We start from the raw sequence: 15,211 nt of genomic DNA, 5'->3' as shown, positions 1-15,211 counted from the left end.
GCACCGCCGGTGACTAGGGTCTGAGCATGGTCGCAATCTCGTACGAGGACATCATCAAGGCCCCGAAGGCGCTGCTGCACGATCACCTCGACGGCGGCCTGCGGCCCGCGACGATCGTGGAGCTGGCCGCCGAGGCCGACCACGAACTGCCCACCACCGATCCGGACGCGTTGGGCCGCTGGTTCGCCGAGTCGGCGAACTCCGGCTCGCTGGAGCGCTACCTGGAGACGTTCGCGCACACCGTGGCCGTGATGCAGACCGCGCCCGCGTTGCGTCGGGTCGCCCGGGAGTGCGCGCTCGACCTGGCCGCCGACGGCGTGGTCTACGCCGAGGTCCGGTTCGCGCCCGAGCAGCACCTGGAGCGGAACCTCACGCTGGACGAGGTGGTCGACGCGGTGGTCACCGGCTTCCGGGAGGGCAGCGCGCTGGCCGGCGAGGCGGGCACCCCGATCCGGGTCGGCACGCTGCTCACCGCGATGCGGCACGCCGCCCGCTCGCAGGAGATCGCCGAGCTGGCGGTGCGGCACCGGGACACCGGCGTGGTCGGCTTCGACATCGCCGGCGCGGAGGCCGGTTTCCCACCCACCCGGCACCTGGACGCGTTCGAGTACCTCCAGCGGGAGAACTTCCACTTCACCATTCACGCCGGCGAGGCGTTCGGGCTGCCGTCGATCTGGCAGGCGATCCAGTGGTGCGGCGCGGACCGGCTCGGCCACGGCGTGCGCATCGTCGACGACATCACGCCGGGCAACCCGCCCGTGTTGGGCCGGCTGGCGGCGTACGTGCGGGACAAGCGCATCCCGCTGGAGCTGTGCCCGTCGTCGAACGTGCAGACCGGGGCGGCGGCGTCGATCGCCGACCACCCGATCGGGCTGCTGCGTGACCTGCGTTTCCGGGTGACGGTGAACACCGACAACCGGCTGATGAGCGGCACCTCGATGTCCCGCGAGATGGCGCTGCTGGTGGAGGCGTTCGGCTACGGCTGGAAGGAACTCCAGTGGTTCACCATCAACGCGATGAAGAGCGCCTTCATCCCGTTCGACGAGCGGCTGCGGATCATCGACGAGGTGATCAAGCCGGCGTACGCCGAGCTGATCGACTGATCACGGCCGGCGCGGGTGACCGGCGAGCAGGGCGGCCACCCCGCGCAGCACCTCCCGTGCCCGGGCGGCCTCGGCGCCCAGCCCGGTCTGGCGGCGCAGCACGGCCGGCTCGGTCCGCAGCAGGGTGATCCCGCGCCGGATCAGCACCCGCGGCGCCTTGCGCTGTTCGGCCAGGTCACGGGCGAGTCGGCGGAGGAAGGTCGCGCCACGCGGGCGGCGCAGCGCGTACGCTCCGGCGAGCAGGCCCCGGCGCCGGCACTCGGCGACGATCTCGGCGGCGAAGATCCCTTCGGCGACGAAGAATGGCGATCCGTCGACGTCGAATGGCCGGGTGGCCACCCGCCGGTCCGCGCCGATCGCATAAACCGGCACTTCGGCCTTGCCCTCCCGGGCCAATCGGGCAATTGTTTCCACCGCCGTGTCCGCATCCCAGGACAGCGGGGACTCCCAGTCGACCTGTCCGTTCCGGCGTGGACACGTAGGGTCATCGCCGTCCTTGTAAAAGTCGTCCAGACAGAGCACGGGAAGTCCGGTTCGATGCGCTATATACGACTTTCCAGAGCCGGAGGGTCCGGCGAGGAGGACGACGCGGTGCGGGTGATTCATTACCTTCAGTGACTCCGGCCAGACGGATTGCTATCAAATTGCATCAACATCTCATCACACCTCCGGTGAGCGACAACCTGGGCTTTCTCTTTGCGGGGCGGCGTGATGGAATCTCGGAGGTCCGACCCGCCGGGTCGGACGCTCGGCGTTGCCCGCAGGTGACGTCGGACGCGGTTTTGCGAGGGCGGTGACGTGAGCAAACGGCCAACGACGGCGGGCTCCTTCCTGTCGCGCCTGCGCCGGCCGGCGAGCCGGCTGCGCGACATGCCGATCTGGTCCAAGCTCGGTCTGATCATGATCGTGCCGACCATCGCCACGGTCGTGGTGGGCACCAGCGGTCTGGTCGACCACCTGGAGACGCTCAACAATGCCAACCGGGCCGGCGACCTGGCCAGCCTGATCGGCTACTCGGGCGAACTGGCCGACACCATGCAGGACGAGCGGGTCGGCTCGGTGCTCTTCCTCGGTGCGAAGGAAGTCCAGACCCGGGCGCAGTACCAGGAGGCCTACAACCGGGCCAACCAGCGGGTGGACCAGGCCAAGGGCCCCTACCTGCGGCAGCGCGGTGAGATCGACGACCTGCCCCGCAACTTCCAGGTCCGGCTGAACGAGATCGACGACCAGCTCAAGGACCTGCCCGCGACCCGTAGCCAGGTGCTGAACGGCAAGCTCAAGATTGACGAGGCGGAGAAGGCGTACGAGCGCCTGATCAACGACCTGCTGTCGATCCGCGACTCGGGCACCCAGCTCGCCGGTGACAACGACCTCAGCGACCGGATGCGCGCCGCCGGCGCGGTGGCCCGGCAGAAGGAATACCTGGCCCAGCGCCGGGTGGTCGTGCACCAGGCGCTCACCCAGGGGCAGTACAGTCCCGCGCTGCGCGAGCAGTTCATCGCCAGCGGCACCGCCCAGGCCCAGGCGCTCGCGACCTTCCGGTCCGTCGCCACCCCGGCCGACTCCGAGTTCTTCGACCAGACCGTCGAGGGTCCCGACCTGCGCAAGGCGGACAACCTCACCGGCTTCATGTCGGCGAACAACAGCGGCTCGATGAAGAACGCGCCGTTCGGGCCGGACCAGTGGGACCAGGCCATGGTCGGCAACGCCAAGCTGCTCCGCGCCGTCGAGTCCCGCCTCGACGGCAACGTGGTCCGGCAGGCCGATGAGCTGCGCTCGGACACCCAGCGCCAGGTGTTCCTGGAGACCGGCCTGCTGCTCACCATGCTGCTGCTGGCCATCCTCTTCGCCTACCTGGTCGCCCGCTCGATGGCCCGCTCGCTGCGCGACCTGCGCCAGGGCGCCCTGTCGGTGGCCCAGTACGGCCTGCCGCAGGCGGTGGCCCGGCTGCGCGACCCGCAGGTGACCGGCCAGCTCTCCCCGGTGCAGTTGGCCAACCAGATCGCCGAACCGCTGCCGGTCCGCAGCAAGGACGAGTTCGGCCAGGTGACCGAGGCGTTCAACGCCGTCCACCTGGAGGCGGTCCGGACCGCGGCCGAGCAGGCCGCCCTGCGCGCGTCCGTCGCGACCATGTTCGTCAACCTGGCCCGCCGCTCGCAGATCCTGGTCGACCGGCTGATCGGCCACCTCGACCGGCTGGAGCGTGGCGAGGAGGACCCGGACCGGCTGGCCGAGCTGTTCCAGCTCGACCACCTGGCCACCCGGATGCGCCGCAACGACGAGAACCTCCTGGTGCTCGCCGGCGCGGACTCCACCCGCGTGCAGCGCGAGCCGGCCGCCCTGATCGACGTGCTCCGCGCCGCCCAGTCCGAGGTCGAGCACTACACCCGCATCGAGTTCGGCGTGATCGACCGGGACATCGAGGTCGCCGCCCACGCGGTCAACGACCTGGTGCACCTGGTCGCCGAGCTGTTCGACAACGCCACCGCGTTCTCGCCGCCGGACTCGCACGTGATGGTGGAGGCCCGCCGGGTCGGCGACCGCGCCTCCCTCTACGTCGAGGACCGGGGCATCGGCATCAGCGCCGAGCAGCTCCACGACCTGAACGACCGGCTGGCCACGCCGCCGCAGGTGGACGTGGCCGTCTCCCGGATGATGGGCCTGGTCGTGGTGGCCCGGCTGGCCGCCCGGCACGGCGTCAAGGTCGAGCTGCGGCCCGCCGCCGACCGGGGCACCGTCGCCGACGTCACGCTGCCCACCACGGTCCTGGTGCCGCGCGCCCTCGCCGGCCGCGGCGGCCCGGCACCCGCCCTGCCCGCCGCCGGTCCGCAGCAGACCGGCCCGGCGCCCGCCTTCGGCCAGTTCGGTCAGTCGGGCGGTCCGGCGCCGGCGTTCGGTCAGTCGGGCGGCCCGGCGCCGGCCTTCGGCGCGCTGGCCGCGCTCGGCAACGGCCCGCACACCCCGCCGCCCGCGCCGCACCCCGGCACCTCCGGCAACCAGGTCACGCTCGGCGGGCGGTCCTTCGACCCGGCCCACCGCAACGGCGCCGGCACGCCGGCCAACGGCGGTCGGGCGATGCCGGCCTGGTCCGACCTGACCGGGGCCAACGCGGGCGCCGGCGACGGTTACCCGCCCCGGTCGTCGAACGGCCAGCCGATCGACCCGCTGCCCCAGCGACGCAACCCGGGCGAGGGTGACCCGGCCACCACCGGCCAGCAGCCGGTGATCCCACGGCAGTTGCCCAGCAGCCCCGAGGCGCGGCCGTACACGCCGCCGCCGGTGTCGGCGCCGCCGCTGCCGCCGGTCTCCGGCGCCCCGGTCTCGGGCCACCCCTTCCCGGGCCGTCCGGTCTCGGCCGTGCCGGTCTCCGGCCACCCGGTCTCGGGTGACCCGTACTCGGGCCGTCCGGTCTCGGGTGACCCGTACTCCGGCCGTCCGGTCTCGGGTGACCCGTACTCCGGCCGTCCGGTTTCGGGTGACCCGTACTCGGGCCGTCCGGCGGCGGACCCGTACCCGGGCCGTCCGGTGTCGGCGGCGCCGGTCTCCGGCCACCCGCTCCCGACCCGTCCGGTGTCGGCCGTGCCGATCTCCGGCCAGCCCGCCGGGGGGAACCCGGTCTCCGCGCCGCCGGCAGGCCAGTTGCCGTCACGTCCGGCGCCCGCGCCGCACGTGGGCGCTCCGCCGGTCTGGCCGCCGGTCGCCCCGGCCACGCCGGCTCCGGCTCCCGCGGTGCCGGAGCGGCTCTCCGCCGGCCTCGACATGACCACCGAGCTGCCGCGGGTCCCGCGGGCGGAGACGCCGTCGGCCGCCGCCCCGCAGCCCGCCGCGCCGTCGGCGCCCGCGCCACGGCCGACCACGCCACAGCCGCCGCAACAGGCCGGCAACCGTCAGCGGTACGCGGACGAGACGATGGAGCTGCCGATCTTCCGGGAGCTGGAGTCCGCCTGGTTCCGCACCCGCCGGCCGGGGCCGAACGACGAGGCGCCGGCCCCGGCCGCCCCGGCGAACAGCGCCGCGACCCAGCAGTTCGCCAAGGTGGACACCGCCGGGCGGCCGGTGCCGCAGCCGACATCCGCAACGACAGGTAACACACCGATGGCACCGACTCCGACGGCCGGCGGAGCGCCGCGAGACGACCGGGCGGCGAACGGCAACGGGCGTCCCGCGTACGCCGGCGGGCTGCCCAACCGGCAGCCGACGGCGCCGCAGCAGTCCTCGCCCTGGCAGACCGCGGCCGACGACGGCTGGCGTGCCGCCTCGGCGGCCACCGAGGTGCCGGTGGCGGAGACCACCCGGAAGGGCCTGCCCAAGCGCACGCCGATGGCGCAGCTCGTGCCGGGCAGCATCGACAAGCCGGCACCGGCAGTCCAGCGGCGGACGCCGGAGGCCGTCCGGGGTCTTCTCTCGGCCTACCATCGGGGCGTACAGCGGGGGCGTAACCACCCGACCGACAGCAACACGACCGGCCCGGAGGGCACTCCGGGGCGGCAGCAGTCCTCGCAGTCTGGCTCAGGCCCGGTGGCCGGGAGCGGGCAGAAGGAGCAACAAGGATGACTAGTACGCAGGATCTCGGATGGCTGCTCGCCAACTTCGCCGACCGGGTGCCCGGCGTGGCGCACGCGGTCGCGGTCTCGGCCGACGGCCTGCTTCTCGCCTCGTCCCGTGACCTCCCGCGGGACCGCGCCGACCAGCTCGCGGCGATCGCCTCCGGCCTGGTCAGCCTGACCCAGGGCGCGGCGCGTTGCTTCGAGGGCGGGGCGGTGCTGCAGACAGTGGTCGAGATGGACAACGGCTTCCTGTTCCTGATGTCCATCTCCGACGGCTCGTCGTTCGCGGTGCTCGCCGCGCGTAGCTGCGACGTGGGCCAGGTCGGGTACGAGATGGCCCTGCTCGTCGACCGGGTGGGCGACGCCCTGACCCCACAGCCGCGTACGGCTGTGGGGATGATGGGCTGAATGACGCGCTGGCCGGTGGGTCAGGAGCGGGAACAACCAGGAAAGCGACGGATGTCACCGGGGCGAGCCGGTGCCGGGTGCGAGGGAGGTGAGCGGCGACATGGCGGATCGTGACGAGCCGACCGGAGCGTTGGTCCGGCCGTACGCCGTGACCCGTGGTCGTACCCGCCCCCGGCTCGACATCGCCCTGGAGGCGCTCGTCGAGACGACGGTGCGCGGCCGAGCGATGGCCACCGGCAACGGTGGCCAAGGCCGTGAACACCAGTACATAGCCGCGTTGTGTGACGGACGCGTGCAGTCGCTTGCCGAGATCGCGGCGCGGATGCAGCTTCCGCTCGGCGTGGCCCGGGTGCTCATCGCCGACATGGCGACGGATGGCCTGGTCGCAGTCCACGAGCCGACCGTTCTGGACGACTCCGACGACGCGGTGGGCACTGAATTGCTGGAGAGGGTGCTGAGTGGACTTCGCAGGCTCTGACATGTCGCACCGGCCGCCGGCCCCGAGCGGGCGCGTGACGTCGGCGAAGATCGTTATCGCCGGTGGTTTCGGCGTCGGCAAGACGACGCTGGTCGGCTCGGTCTCGGAGATCACGCCGCTGACCACGGAGGCGATCATGACCTCCGCCGGCGTCGGTGTCGACGACACCCGGCAGGTGCCGGGCAAGACGACGACCACGGTGGCGATGGACTTCGGTCGTATCTCGATCGACCGTGACCTGATCCTGTACCTCTTCGGTACGCCGGGTCAGACGCGGTTCTGGTTCATGTGGGACGAGTTGGTCCGGGGAGCGATCGGCGCGGTGGTGATGGTCGACACCCGCCGGCTCGCCGACTGCTTCGCCGCCATCGACTTCTTCGAGCACCGGCGGCTGCCGTACCTGGTGGCCATCAACTGCTTCGACGGCATGCAGTACCACGACCCGCAGGACGTCCGGGACGCGCTGGCGATCTCCCGCGACGTGCCGGTGGTGCCCTGCGACGCCCGTAACCGGGAGTCGACGAAGCACGTGCTGATCTCGCTTGTCGAGTACGTGCTCACCATGCGGCGCTCCCGGGCCGTCGCGCCCGCCTGACCGACACGCGGAAGCGCCCGATGGCCGTGGGCCACCGGGCGCTTCCTGCCGTCCGTCGCCGGAGGCGGTACGCGGCCACCCCGCGCCGTCCCGCCGGGACGGCGCGGGCGCGAGGTCAGGCGTACCGGGTCCAGCTGCCCTGGGACACCCGGTAGACGCCGAGCGAGTCGACCTCCATGCCCCCGTGCCGGTCCGCGCTGAACGCGTACCCGCCGGCGATGCCCTCGGTCATCTGGGTCTGGAGGAACGCCCGCAGCCGGCCCCGGTCGAGGCTGGTCGCCTTCCGGGCCGCCGCCGCGAGGAGCTGGAGCGCGTCGGCGGCGTACGGGGCGAAGCCGACCGAGGTGCCGTGCCGCTGGGTGTAGCGGTAGTCGAAGTCGCGCCGGGCCACCTGCGCGCCGCTGGTGGCGGTCAACGCGGAACCACCCAGGCAGGCCGGGTGCACGGCGTACGCCCCCTCGACCGCCTTCGCGTTGGCGCCGCGCAGCGTGTCGTCCACCACCGCGCCGGCGTCGAAGAAGATCGCGCCGCGGTGACCGGCCCGCCGCAGTTCCCGGGCCGCATCGCCGGAATCGGGCGCGGTGCCCCAGACGATGACGGCGTCCGGGTCGCCGGCGGTGGCGCGTTCGGCGACGGCGCGGAAGCTCTGCCCGGTCTCCGGCAGCCGCAGCGTGCGTGCCAGGTCCACGCTGCTGTTGCCGAGCGCCTCCCGCACCGCCCGTACGCCGGAGTCGCCGTGCGGCCCGTCCGCGGCGAGCAGGGCCACCCGCCGGATCCGCTGGGATTCGAGCAGGTCCACCATCCGGCGGGCCACGTCGATGCTGTCCGGGGTGAGCTTGAAGCTGAACGTGCGCTCGGCGAGCGGCAGCACGATGCGGTCCCCCTGGCCGAGCGCCAGGAACGGCGTCTTGAGCTGCTGGGCGGCGGTCGCGAGAGCCGTCGCGGTCTCGCCGAGGACGCCGCCGACCAGCGCGTGTGCTCCGGCGCGGGTGAGGTCGGCGGCGTGCCGCGCGGCGACCTGCGGGTCGCTGCCGTTGTCCCGGATCTCCAACCGGACCGACCGGAGCAGGCTCCCGACCGGGATCCCGGACCGGTTCAGCGACTCCGCGGTGATCTCCAGCGCCCGGCGCTGCACCGCGCCGAGGGCCGCGCCGCGACCGCTCAGTTCCAGGCTGACGCCGACGACCAGGTTCTGGTCACCGGGCGCGCTGCTGCTCCCGCCCTCGTCCGGCCGTTGCCCCTGCGGCCCGCAACCGGCGAGCAGCAGGCTGCCCGCCGCGACCGCGAGGACGCCCCGACGGGTGAGCACGGTGGAGTCGAATGCCGGTGTCGCCAATGGAGTCGCCTTCCCACCCCGGCGAACAGGCGCCGCCGCTGGTCCGCCGGGTATGCTCCCGGCCGGCCGGACCTGGCGTCAAATCATCCGGGTGTGGGTAGGAACACGCCGCCTGCGGGCCGGCTCAGGACCGGTAGCCCGCGGAACGGAACTCGTATTCCCGCTCGTCGTCCCGGTCGCCGGTGTCCCGGCTGAAGTCCCAGCCGCCGGCCGCCTCCCGGCCGGGGCGACCGCCGACGGCGAAGCCGCCGATCTCCTGGCCGCGCCGCCACCCCCGGAAGTAGCCGGTGGTGTTCTCGGCGAGACTGGCCGCGTTCCGGACGATCCGCAGCGGACGCTCCTCGCGCAGCGGGGAGCCCGGCACCAGGTTGGCCTGCGGGACCCGCTTGGGCAGGCCGGCCTTGGTCTCCGCGCCGATCGACGGGCGGGCCGCCTGCTCGGCGGCCTGCCAGCCGGTGTCCGCGGTGGACGCCCACTCCAGGTCGGCCTCGTCGCCGTGCCCGACGAACCAGGCGGACTTGGCCTGCGCGAAGATCAGCAGGTCGCCGTCACCCTCGTCGGAGACGGGCGGCGGCCGGTGCTCCTTCGGCGCGGGACGACGCTCCAGCGGGGCAGGACGGCGCTCCAGCGGGGCGGGCAGCTCGGCACGGGGTGCCGGTCGGCCGGCGTTGCCCCGGTCCACCAGCCGCAGCGGCGGATTGTCCAGCCCCGGGTCGGCCGGCCGACCCGGCTCGCCGCGCAGCGCCCGGTCGGCCAGCGGCGGCGGTTCCACCAGCCGCAGCATCGGCGGCTCCGGCGGCAGGTCGTCGGCGAGCCACGGCGGGGTGACGCGTCCCGGGTCGCTCGGCGCGTCCACGCTCCGCCCGTACGGGTAGGCGGGTGCCTCCCGCTCCCGGTCGGCCTGGTCGTCGCCGTTGTTGACGAGCGGCCAGTTGGCCCGGGAACCCGGCGGGGCGGGCTCCGGCGCGGGCGGACGCGGCGTCGGCACCGGAATGCTCAGGTCGGTGGCGCTGAACCCACCGGTCGGCGGCTCCGGAGGAGTGGTCTTGGGGCGCGGCGGGATGACGGTGCGCTGCCGCTCGGCCCGGGCCTTGTTGATCGCGGCGGTGGTCAGCGTCGGCCGGAACGGCTCGCCGGCCTCGGCCGGGGGCACCGTGCCACGCGAGGACGGGGGGATCGGCGTGATCCCGGGCGGCGGCGGGGGCGGCGCGGAGACCGGCCGGTTGGTCGGCCCGTCCACCCGCGACGGCAGGGGCGCGCCGGTGGGCTCGGGACGGCTCGGCGGCGCGGACGTCGGGCGGCCCAGCGACGCGGCCGGGGCGACGGGGGTGACCGGTGCGGGGGCGACCGGCGGCGGCGTGACCGGCGCGGGTGCCACCGGCGGCGGGCCGAGCGGACGGGGCAGGGCCGGGCCGGTCGGCCCGGACACCGGTTCCGGGCGGCTGCGCCGGCCACCGGGGACCGGCTCGGGGCGGCTGCGGCGGCCCGCCGGCTCGGTGGCGTCGAGGTCCGGCTCGGGGCGGGTGCGCCGGCCGGCCTGCTCGGTGAGCGGCTCGGGCTGGGCCGGACGGACCGGGCGCAGCCCGGCCGGTGCCGTGACGGCCAGGTCGTCGACCTGCTCGCCGCGGCGGGCGGCGGCCCGACGACCGGTGGCCGGGGTCGGCGTGGTGCGCTCGGCCAGCGCGCCCACCAGCGCGTCGCAGCCAGCGTCCAGGGCGCGGACGGAGGCGACCGCCTGCCGCACCGTCTCGGCGACGGCGGCGGTGAGCGCCCGGTTGACGGTGGCCCGGCGGGGCGTCTCGGAGATGGCGACCCGGAGCGCGGTCACCGCCTCGGTGACGGTGTCGGCGTCGGCCAGGCCGTCGGCGGCCAGCTGCGCGGAGACGGCGTCGGTGGCGACGCCGAGGTCACGGCCCCGGGCCGAGGTGCCGGTCAGCATGCTCGGCTCGGGTAGCGCGTCGAGGACCGCCAGCGCGACCGGCTCGGCGGGATCGGGGTACGCGCGCAGCGCGGCCGGGTAGAGCTCGCGGAGCACCTCGCGCAGCGTCACCGCGGCCGAGTGCCGCCCGCTGGCCAGTGCCGCGTGGGCGGAGAGGACCTGCTTGTAGCCGGCCAGGTCGCGCGGCGCCGGGAGCGTCACCGCGGAGAGCGCGCCGGCCTGGAGCGCCCGGGCCAGCCCGACCGCCCGGCGCTCGGCCGGCGGGGACTGCATCTCCTCCAGCGAGTCGTCGTCGGCGAACCGCTCGGCGAAGTCGTCGACCGAGTCGTCGTCGGCGATCGCCAACGGCCGACCGGCGGCGCTGAGCAGCGAGGTGACGGTGTGGTCGTCGCTGTCCGCGGCGATGGCCACGCCGCTGGGCCCACCGGACCGCTCGACCAGCAGCGTGACCAGCCGGGCGTAGCCGGCGGGCTCGTCACCGATCTCACAGACGTGCAGCAGACGGCCTGCGTCGTCGACCACAGCGGACGTCAGCGTCGTTCCGGCCGAAGCCGTTCGGTCGGCCGGATCTGCCGAGGCCAGACCGCAGTACACGCGCACGAGCGCCACAGCGTCGTCCTCCTCCCGGGACACAGGTTGCTCTGCCAGAGACTGATGCTCCCCGCTCCGGGTCAGTCGCGCCAGTCCACAACGGCAGAGATCTTGCCGACAATGGTGCGCCAACCCAGACTTGCGGTTTGTGCCCCGATTTTCTTCAGCCGGCGACGACCCAGGAAACCACCGACCCCGCCGTTGACGGAAGCGCGCAGCGCCTCGTCCAGATCGTCCAGGCTGGAGCCGGCGGAGAGCATGTCCAGGACGGCGGGTAGCCGCAGGGCGTACGCCAGGTCACGGGCGACCTCGCCGGCCTCGATCAGCAGCGCCGGATCCCACGCGTCGTGCCCGCCGCGCAGGTTCTCCACCACCAGGTCCAGCTCGTAGGTGTCCTCGTCCAGCGGGGCGACGTCGGCCGGTTCCAGCCGTTCGGACAGTTCATTCCAGCTGTCCAGTTGGGAGAGGTCGTTGGGCGCACCGGAACGGATGAAAGTGACAAGTGACTCCGGCGTCTTGAAGAGCAGCAGCCGCCCCTTGTGGGTGAGGAAGACCGGCACCTCCTCGTCGCCCGCGGCGTCGTCGTCCTCGTCCGCCTCGTCGTCGGCCCCGTCCTCGTCGTCCGCCCGGGCCTCGTCGGCGGCGCCGTCGGCGTCCGCGTCGGCCTTGCCGGGGCGGCGCTTCCCGTCGGACTTCTCGTCCTCGTCGTCCTCCTCGGCGGAGAGGGCGGCGAACTCCTCGTCGAGGATCACCACCTCCTCGTCGTCCTCGGCTTCGACGACCTGGCGGCGGGCCAGGAACGGGTCGTCCTGGTCGCGCTCGTCGACGTCGGTCGGGGTCAGCTCGCGCGCCGGCCGGTAGGCCCGCAGCGTGAAGCCGGTGCCGGCGGGCAGGGCGATCTCCACCGGGTCGATCCGCACCTCGTCCCAGAGGGCGCGGTCCGCCGCCGGACGGTCGACCTCGACCTCGTCTGCTGCGGCCGAGGTGTCGGTGTCGTCGAGCTCGGGCTCGTCGGCGTCGGGCCGTTGGGGCGACTGGCGGGCCACGCTGACCTCCGTGTGCGTTCGGGTGCCCACCCGGCGGCGTCGCGCCGCCGAGTGACTCTGCGCACATACCCTAGTGGGCAACCGGTTCCGACCGGGAGCCGCACCCCGGTGGCGTCCCGAACGCCTCACAAGTAGGCTTTCTACACATGAAGGCGCAGGCGCTGCACGGACACCTGGACGCGCTGCTGCTCGCCGTGCTGGAGCAGGGCGCGCAGCACGGCTACGCGATCATCGAGGCGTTGCGGGCCCGCAGCGGCGGCGCGCTGGACCTGCCCACCGGCACCATCTATCCGGCGCTGCGCCGGCTGGAACGGGCCGGCCTGGTGGCCAGCACGTGGAGCACCGTCAACGGCCGGGAACGGCGCACCTACCAGCTCACCGACGCGGGCGGCCGGGCGCTCGCCGGGGAACGGGCCGGCTGGCGCGAGTTCAGCGCCACCGTGGGCCGCTTCCTCGGCGTGGACGAGCCGCCCGCGACGCCGGCCTGAGCGGCCTCACCGGCGGGCGAACCGCGGGCCGCGCGCGCTGAGCAGCCACCAGCGGGCCGAGCGGGCCAGCGAGAACCAGGCCGCCGACGCCACCACCGCCCCGATGATCATCGGCGGCCAGGTCAGCGCCGCGTCCCACAGCCGGACCGACCAGCCGAACAGGGCGCTACCGGCGAGCGCGCCGACCAGCAGGCCACCGGTCAACCCGAAGCCGACCGCGCGGGTCGACCGGACGAGCCGGGTCGAACCCCGCCGAGCGGCGAGCGCGCCGAGCACCAGGCCGGCCAGCGCCAGCCCGGCGATCAGCCCCCAGATGCCGTGTATCGACGAGGCGAGCAGCAGGTAGCCCGCCGGCGGTCGGGGGCCGGTGCTCCAGCTCGACCCGTGCCAGGTCAGGTCCCCGGCGGCGATCAGCACCGCCGCGACCGCGAGCGTGCGCACCGCCAGCCCGCGCAGCGCGCCGGCGGCCAGCTCGGCCTGGAAGCCCGGCGCGAGCTGGGCGGCGGTGCCGAACTCGGCCACCGCGCGCCGCTCCGCCTCCGCCCGCGGCAGACCCCCCTCGCGGTACGCCTCGACGGCGTCCTCCAGCGCGTGCCGTGCCTCGGTCAGCAGGTCGGCCTTGAGCCGGGTCGGCCCGTGCAGCCGCCCGGACAGCTCACGCAGCCGGTCCTCGACCCGTGCCCCACCGTGCTCCACCCGCATGGCACCAGCCTGCCACCGCCGGTCGACGGCCGCGTCGGGGGAATCCCCGGAGCCGGCTCAGGGCGCGAGCGCCAGATAGCCGCGCTCGGCCGCCTCCTGGCGCAGCCACTGGTCGCGGTACCAGCCGGGGCGCGCCACCAGCTCCTCGTGCCGGCCGCGCTGCACCACGCCGCCGTCCTCCAGCACCACGATCTCGTCCAGCCCGGCCAGGCCGCTGAGCCGGTGGCTGATCAGCAGCACCGAGTGCCCGGCCGGGGTGGCGGCCAGGGTGGAGGCGAGCACCGCGTCCGCCGCCGCCGGGTCGAGGCCCTCGGTCGGCTCGTCCAGCACCAGCACCGGCGGGGCGGCCAGCAACGCCCGGGCCAGCGCCAACCGTTGCCGCTGCCCGCCGGAGAGCTGCCCGCCCTGCTCACCGACCACGGTGTCCCAGCCCTCGGGCTGGTCGCGTACCCAGTCCCGCAGCCCGGCCGCCCCGGTGGCCCCGGCCAGCTCCGCCTCGTCGGCGTCCGGGCGGCCGAGCAGCAGGTTCTCCCGCACCGTGGCGTGGAAGACGTACGCCTCGGCCAGCAGGCCGCCGACCACCCGGGGCAGGTGTCCGGCCGGGTGCTGCGCCACCGGTACGCCGCCGACGGTGACCCGGCCGGCGTCGGGGCGGACCGCGCCGGTGAGCACCGCGGCCAGCGTGCTCTTGCCGGCCCCGCTCGGCCCGACCACCGCCACCCGACGGCCGGCCGGCAGGTCGAGGTCGAACCCGGTCAGCGCGGGCGCGGCGCCGGCCCGGTAGCGGACCGTCACCCCCTCGAACCGCACGTCGTGACCGTCCGGCACCGGTCCCGCAACCACGGACGGGGCCGGTGCCGAGGGCTCGGTGAGCAGGTCGGCGACCCGGGTCAGCCCGGCCCGGAGCTGGGTCCGTTGCCGGGCGGCGGCGACCAGCGCGAGAGCCACCTCGACGGCGGCCAGCGTGCCCACCGCGAGCACCCCGACCAGCACCCCGCTCACGTCGGCGCGCAGCGCGACGAGCACCACGGCGGCGGCGGTGAGACCGCCCACCAGCACGCCCGCCGCGTCCACCGCGAAGCCGACCGCGGCGAGCCGGCGTTCCAGCCGGGCCAGCCGCCCGGCCCGCCCGTTCGCGGCGGCCAGCGCGGCGCCGGTCGCCCCGAACGCGGCCAGGTCGGCGGCGCCGTGGGTGAGGTCGACCGCGTCCACCGCGAGCGCGCCACGCAACGGGGCCACCTCGTCGGCGGCCCGGCGGGTGAGCCGGGTGGCCAGCGCGGGCAGCGCCACGCCGGCCACCAGCAGGCCGACCGCCAGCACGCCGGCGGCCGGCGGTGAGATCAGCGCGGCGCCACCGACGGCGAGCAGGCTGACCAGCGCCGCCGCCGCACCCGGCACCAGCACCCGCAGGAGCAGGTCCTGGGCCGCCTCCACGTCGGAGACCAGCCGGCTGAGCGCGTCCCCGGTGCGCCGGTCGGCGGCGTCGCGCCGGGCCGCCAGCGTGGCGAAGACCCGGGCCCGGACGTCGGTGATCATGCGGAGTACGGCGTCGTGCCCGGCGAGCCGCTCGGTGTAGCGGAACACCCCCCGACCGACCGCGAGCGCCCGGACCGCGACGATGGCCACGGTGAGCCGGTCCAGCGGCGGCCGGCCGGCGGCGCTCATCAGCAGCCAGGTGGCGGTGGCCATCAACGCCAACCCGGCGAACTCGGTGGCCGCGGCGAGCAGCCCGGCGCCCAGCAACCGGCCCAGGTACGGCCGGGCCAGGCGCAGCACCGCCCGCTCGGCGCCCCGACGGGCGCGCGCCGGTGGCTCTGGCGGGCCGGACGGCTCCACCGGGACCCCGGTCGGCCCGGCGGGCACCCGCCCCACCGGCGTCACGCCGTCGCCGGCGGTCACCGGGCCACCGCCCGGCGGGCACGGCCGGCCCGGACCCTACGGGGGCGCGGGGTCACCGGGTCACCGCCGGGCCGGTGGT

At 74.9% G+C, this 15,211-nt stretch carries 12 protein-coding genes; 6 read left to right on the top strand and 6 right to left on the bottom strand.

Annotated features, from left to right (window positions below; all coding sequences use genetic code 11):
• Nucleotides 1–26: 26 nt before the first annotated feature.
• Nucleotides 27–1,103: an adenosine deaminase gene (locus tag VKK44_RS24490; protein WP_343443550.1), complete on the top strand. Its 1,077-nt coding sequence runs from the start codon at nt 27–29 to the stop codon at nt 1,101–1,103.
• Here VKK44_RS24490 and VKK44_RS24485 read toward each other — a convergent pair whose 3' ends face one another.
• Complete coding sequence (locus tag VKK44_RS24485; protein ID WP_343443549.1) at nt 1,104–1,442, bottom strand: hypothetical protein; 339 nt, start codon at nt 1,440–1,442, stop codon at nt 1,104–1,106.
• 459 nt (nt 1,443–1,901) lie between these two features.
• Here VKK44_RS24485 and VKK44_RS24480 point away from each other — a divergent pair, with 459 nt between their 5' ends.
• The 4 genes from VKK44_RS24480 to VKK44_RS24465 all read left to right on the top strand — a co-directional run bounded on the left by VKK44_RS24480 (nt 1,902) and on the right by VKK44_RS24465 (nt 7,131).
• On the top strand, nt 1,902–5,657 hold the full coding sequence (locus tag VKK44_RS24480; RefSeq protein ID WP_343443548.1) for a sensor histidine kinase: 3,756 nt from the start codon (nt 1,902–1,904) through the stop codon (nt 5,655–5,657).
• Nucleotides 5,654–6,058 carry a roadblock/LC7 domain-containing protein gene (locus tag VKK44_RS24475; protein WP_013731521.1) on the top strand — a complete coding sequence of 135 codons (405 nt, stop codon included), beginning with the start codon at nt 5,654–5,656 and terminating at the stop codon, nt 6,056–6,058. The genes VKK44_RS24480 and VKK44_RS24475 overlap by 4 nt, the downstream gene beginning before the upstream one ends.
• Before the next feature lie 100 nt (nt 6,059–6,158).
• Entirely contained in the window at nt 6,159–6,536 is a 378-nt protein-coding gene (locus tag VKK44_RS24470; protein WP_343447888.1) for a DUF742 domain-containing protein, read from the top strand.
• Between the two features lies 1 nt (nt 6,537).
• Nucleotides 6,538–7,131 carry a GTP-binding protein gene (locus VKK44_RS24465; RefSeq protein ID WP_107157178.1) on the top strand — a complete coding sequence of 198 codons (594 nt, stop codon included), beginning with the start codon at nt 6,538–6,540 and terminating at the stop codon, nt 7,129–7,131.
• 115 nt (nt 7,132–7,246) lie between these two features.
• Here the strand turns inward: VKK44_RS24465 and VKK44_RS24460 are convergent, their stop codons facing one another.
• The 3 genes from VKK44_RS24460 to VKK44_RS24450 all read right to left on the bottom strand — a co-directional run bounded on the left by VKK44_RS24460 (nt 7,247) and on the right by VKK44_RS24450 (nt 12,073).
• A complete protein-coding gene (locus tag VKK44_RS24460; RefSeq protein WP_343443547.1) occupies nt 7,247–8,467 on the bottom strand; it encodes an ABC transporter substrate-binding protein in 1,221 nt (406 codons plus the stop codon).
• 124 nt (nt 8,468–8,591) lie between these two features.
• Nucleotides 8,592–11,039 carry a serine/threonine-protein kinase gene (locus VKK44_RS24455; RefSeq protein WP_343443546.1) on the bottom strand — a complete coding sequence of 816 codons (2,448 nt, stop codon included), beginning with the start codon at nt 11,037–11,039 and terminating at the stop codon, nt 8,592–8,594.
• Between the two features lie 38 nt (nt 11,040–11,077).
• Nucleotides 11,078–12,073 (bottom strand): DNA primase, encoded by a 996-nt coding sequence (locus VKK44_RS24450; RefSeq protein WP_343443545.1) that lies wholly within the window; start codon nt 12,071–12,073, stop codon nt 11,078–11,080.
• Nucleotides 12,074–12,189: 116 nt separating this feature from the next.
• Here VKK44_RS24450 and VKK44_RS24445 point away from each other — a divergent pair, with 116 nt between their 5' ends.
• Complete coding sequence (locus tag VKK44_RS24445; protein WP_343443544.1) at nt 12,190–12,531, top strand: PadR family transcriptional regulator; 342 nt, start codon at nt 12,190–12,192, stop codon at nt 12,529–12,531.
• Between the two features lie 6 nt (nt 12,532–12,537).
• Here the strand turns inward: VKK44_RS24445 and VKK44_RS24440 are convergent, their stop codons facing one another.
• Nucleotides 12,538–13,233, bottom strand: coding sequence for a permease prefix domain 1-containing protein (locus VKK44_RS24440; RefSeq protein ID WP_343443543.1), 696 nt, complete (start codon nt 13,231–13,233; stop codon nt 12,538–12,540).
• A 57-nt stretch (nt 13,234–13,290) separates the two neighbouring features.
• Complete coding sequence (cydC, locus tag VKK44_RS24435; RefSeq protein ID WP_343447887.1) at nt 13,291–15,069, bottom strand: thiol reductant ABC exporter subunit CydC; 1,779 nt, start codon at nt 15,067–15,069, stop codon at nt 13,291–13,293.
• Between the last annotated feature and the right edge of the window lie 142 nt (nt 15,070–15,211).

It is taken from the genome of Micromonospora sp. DSM 45708, assembly GCF_039566955.1.
Lineage (GTDB): Bacteria > Actinomycetota > Actinomycetes > Mycobacteriales > Micromonosporaceae > Micromonospora.
The sequence above is the reverse complement of the archived record's forward strand: the minus strand, read 5'-3'. Positions and strand labels throughout refer to the sequence as shown.

What these genes read in the sequence shown, in the direction of transcription:
- VKK44_RS24440 (WP_343443543.1), bottom strand. Translation starts at nt 13,233, where the DNA reads ATGCGGGTGGAGCACGGTGGGGCACGGGTCGAGGACCGGCTGCGTGAG.
- VKK44_RS24490 (WP_343443550.1), top strand. Translation starts at nt 27, where the DNA reads ATGGTCGCAATCTCGTACGAGGACATCATCAAGGCCCCGAAGGCGCTG.
- VKK44_RS24465 (WP_107157178.1), top strand. Translation starts at nt 6,538, where the DNA reads ATGTCGCACCGGCCGCCGGCCCCGAGCGGGCGCGTGACGTCGGCGAAG.
- VKK44_RS24445 (WP_343443544.1), top strand. Translation starts at nt 12,190, where the DNA reads ATGAAGGCGCAGGCGCTGCACGGACACCTGGACGCGCTGCTGCTCGCC.
- VKK44_RS24475 (WP_013731521.1), top strand. Translation starts at nt 5,654, where the DNA reads ATGACTAGTACGCAGGATCTCGGATGGCTGCTCGCCAACTTCGCCGAC.
- VKK44_RS24470 (WP_343447888.1), top strand. Translation starts at nt 6,159, where the DNA reads ATGGCGGATCGTGACGAGCCGACCGGAGCGTTGGTCCGGCCGTACGCC.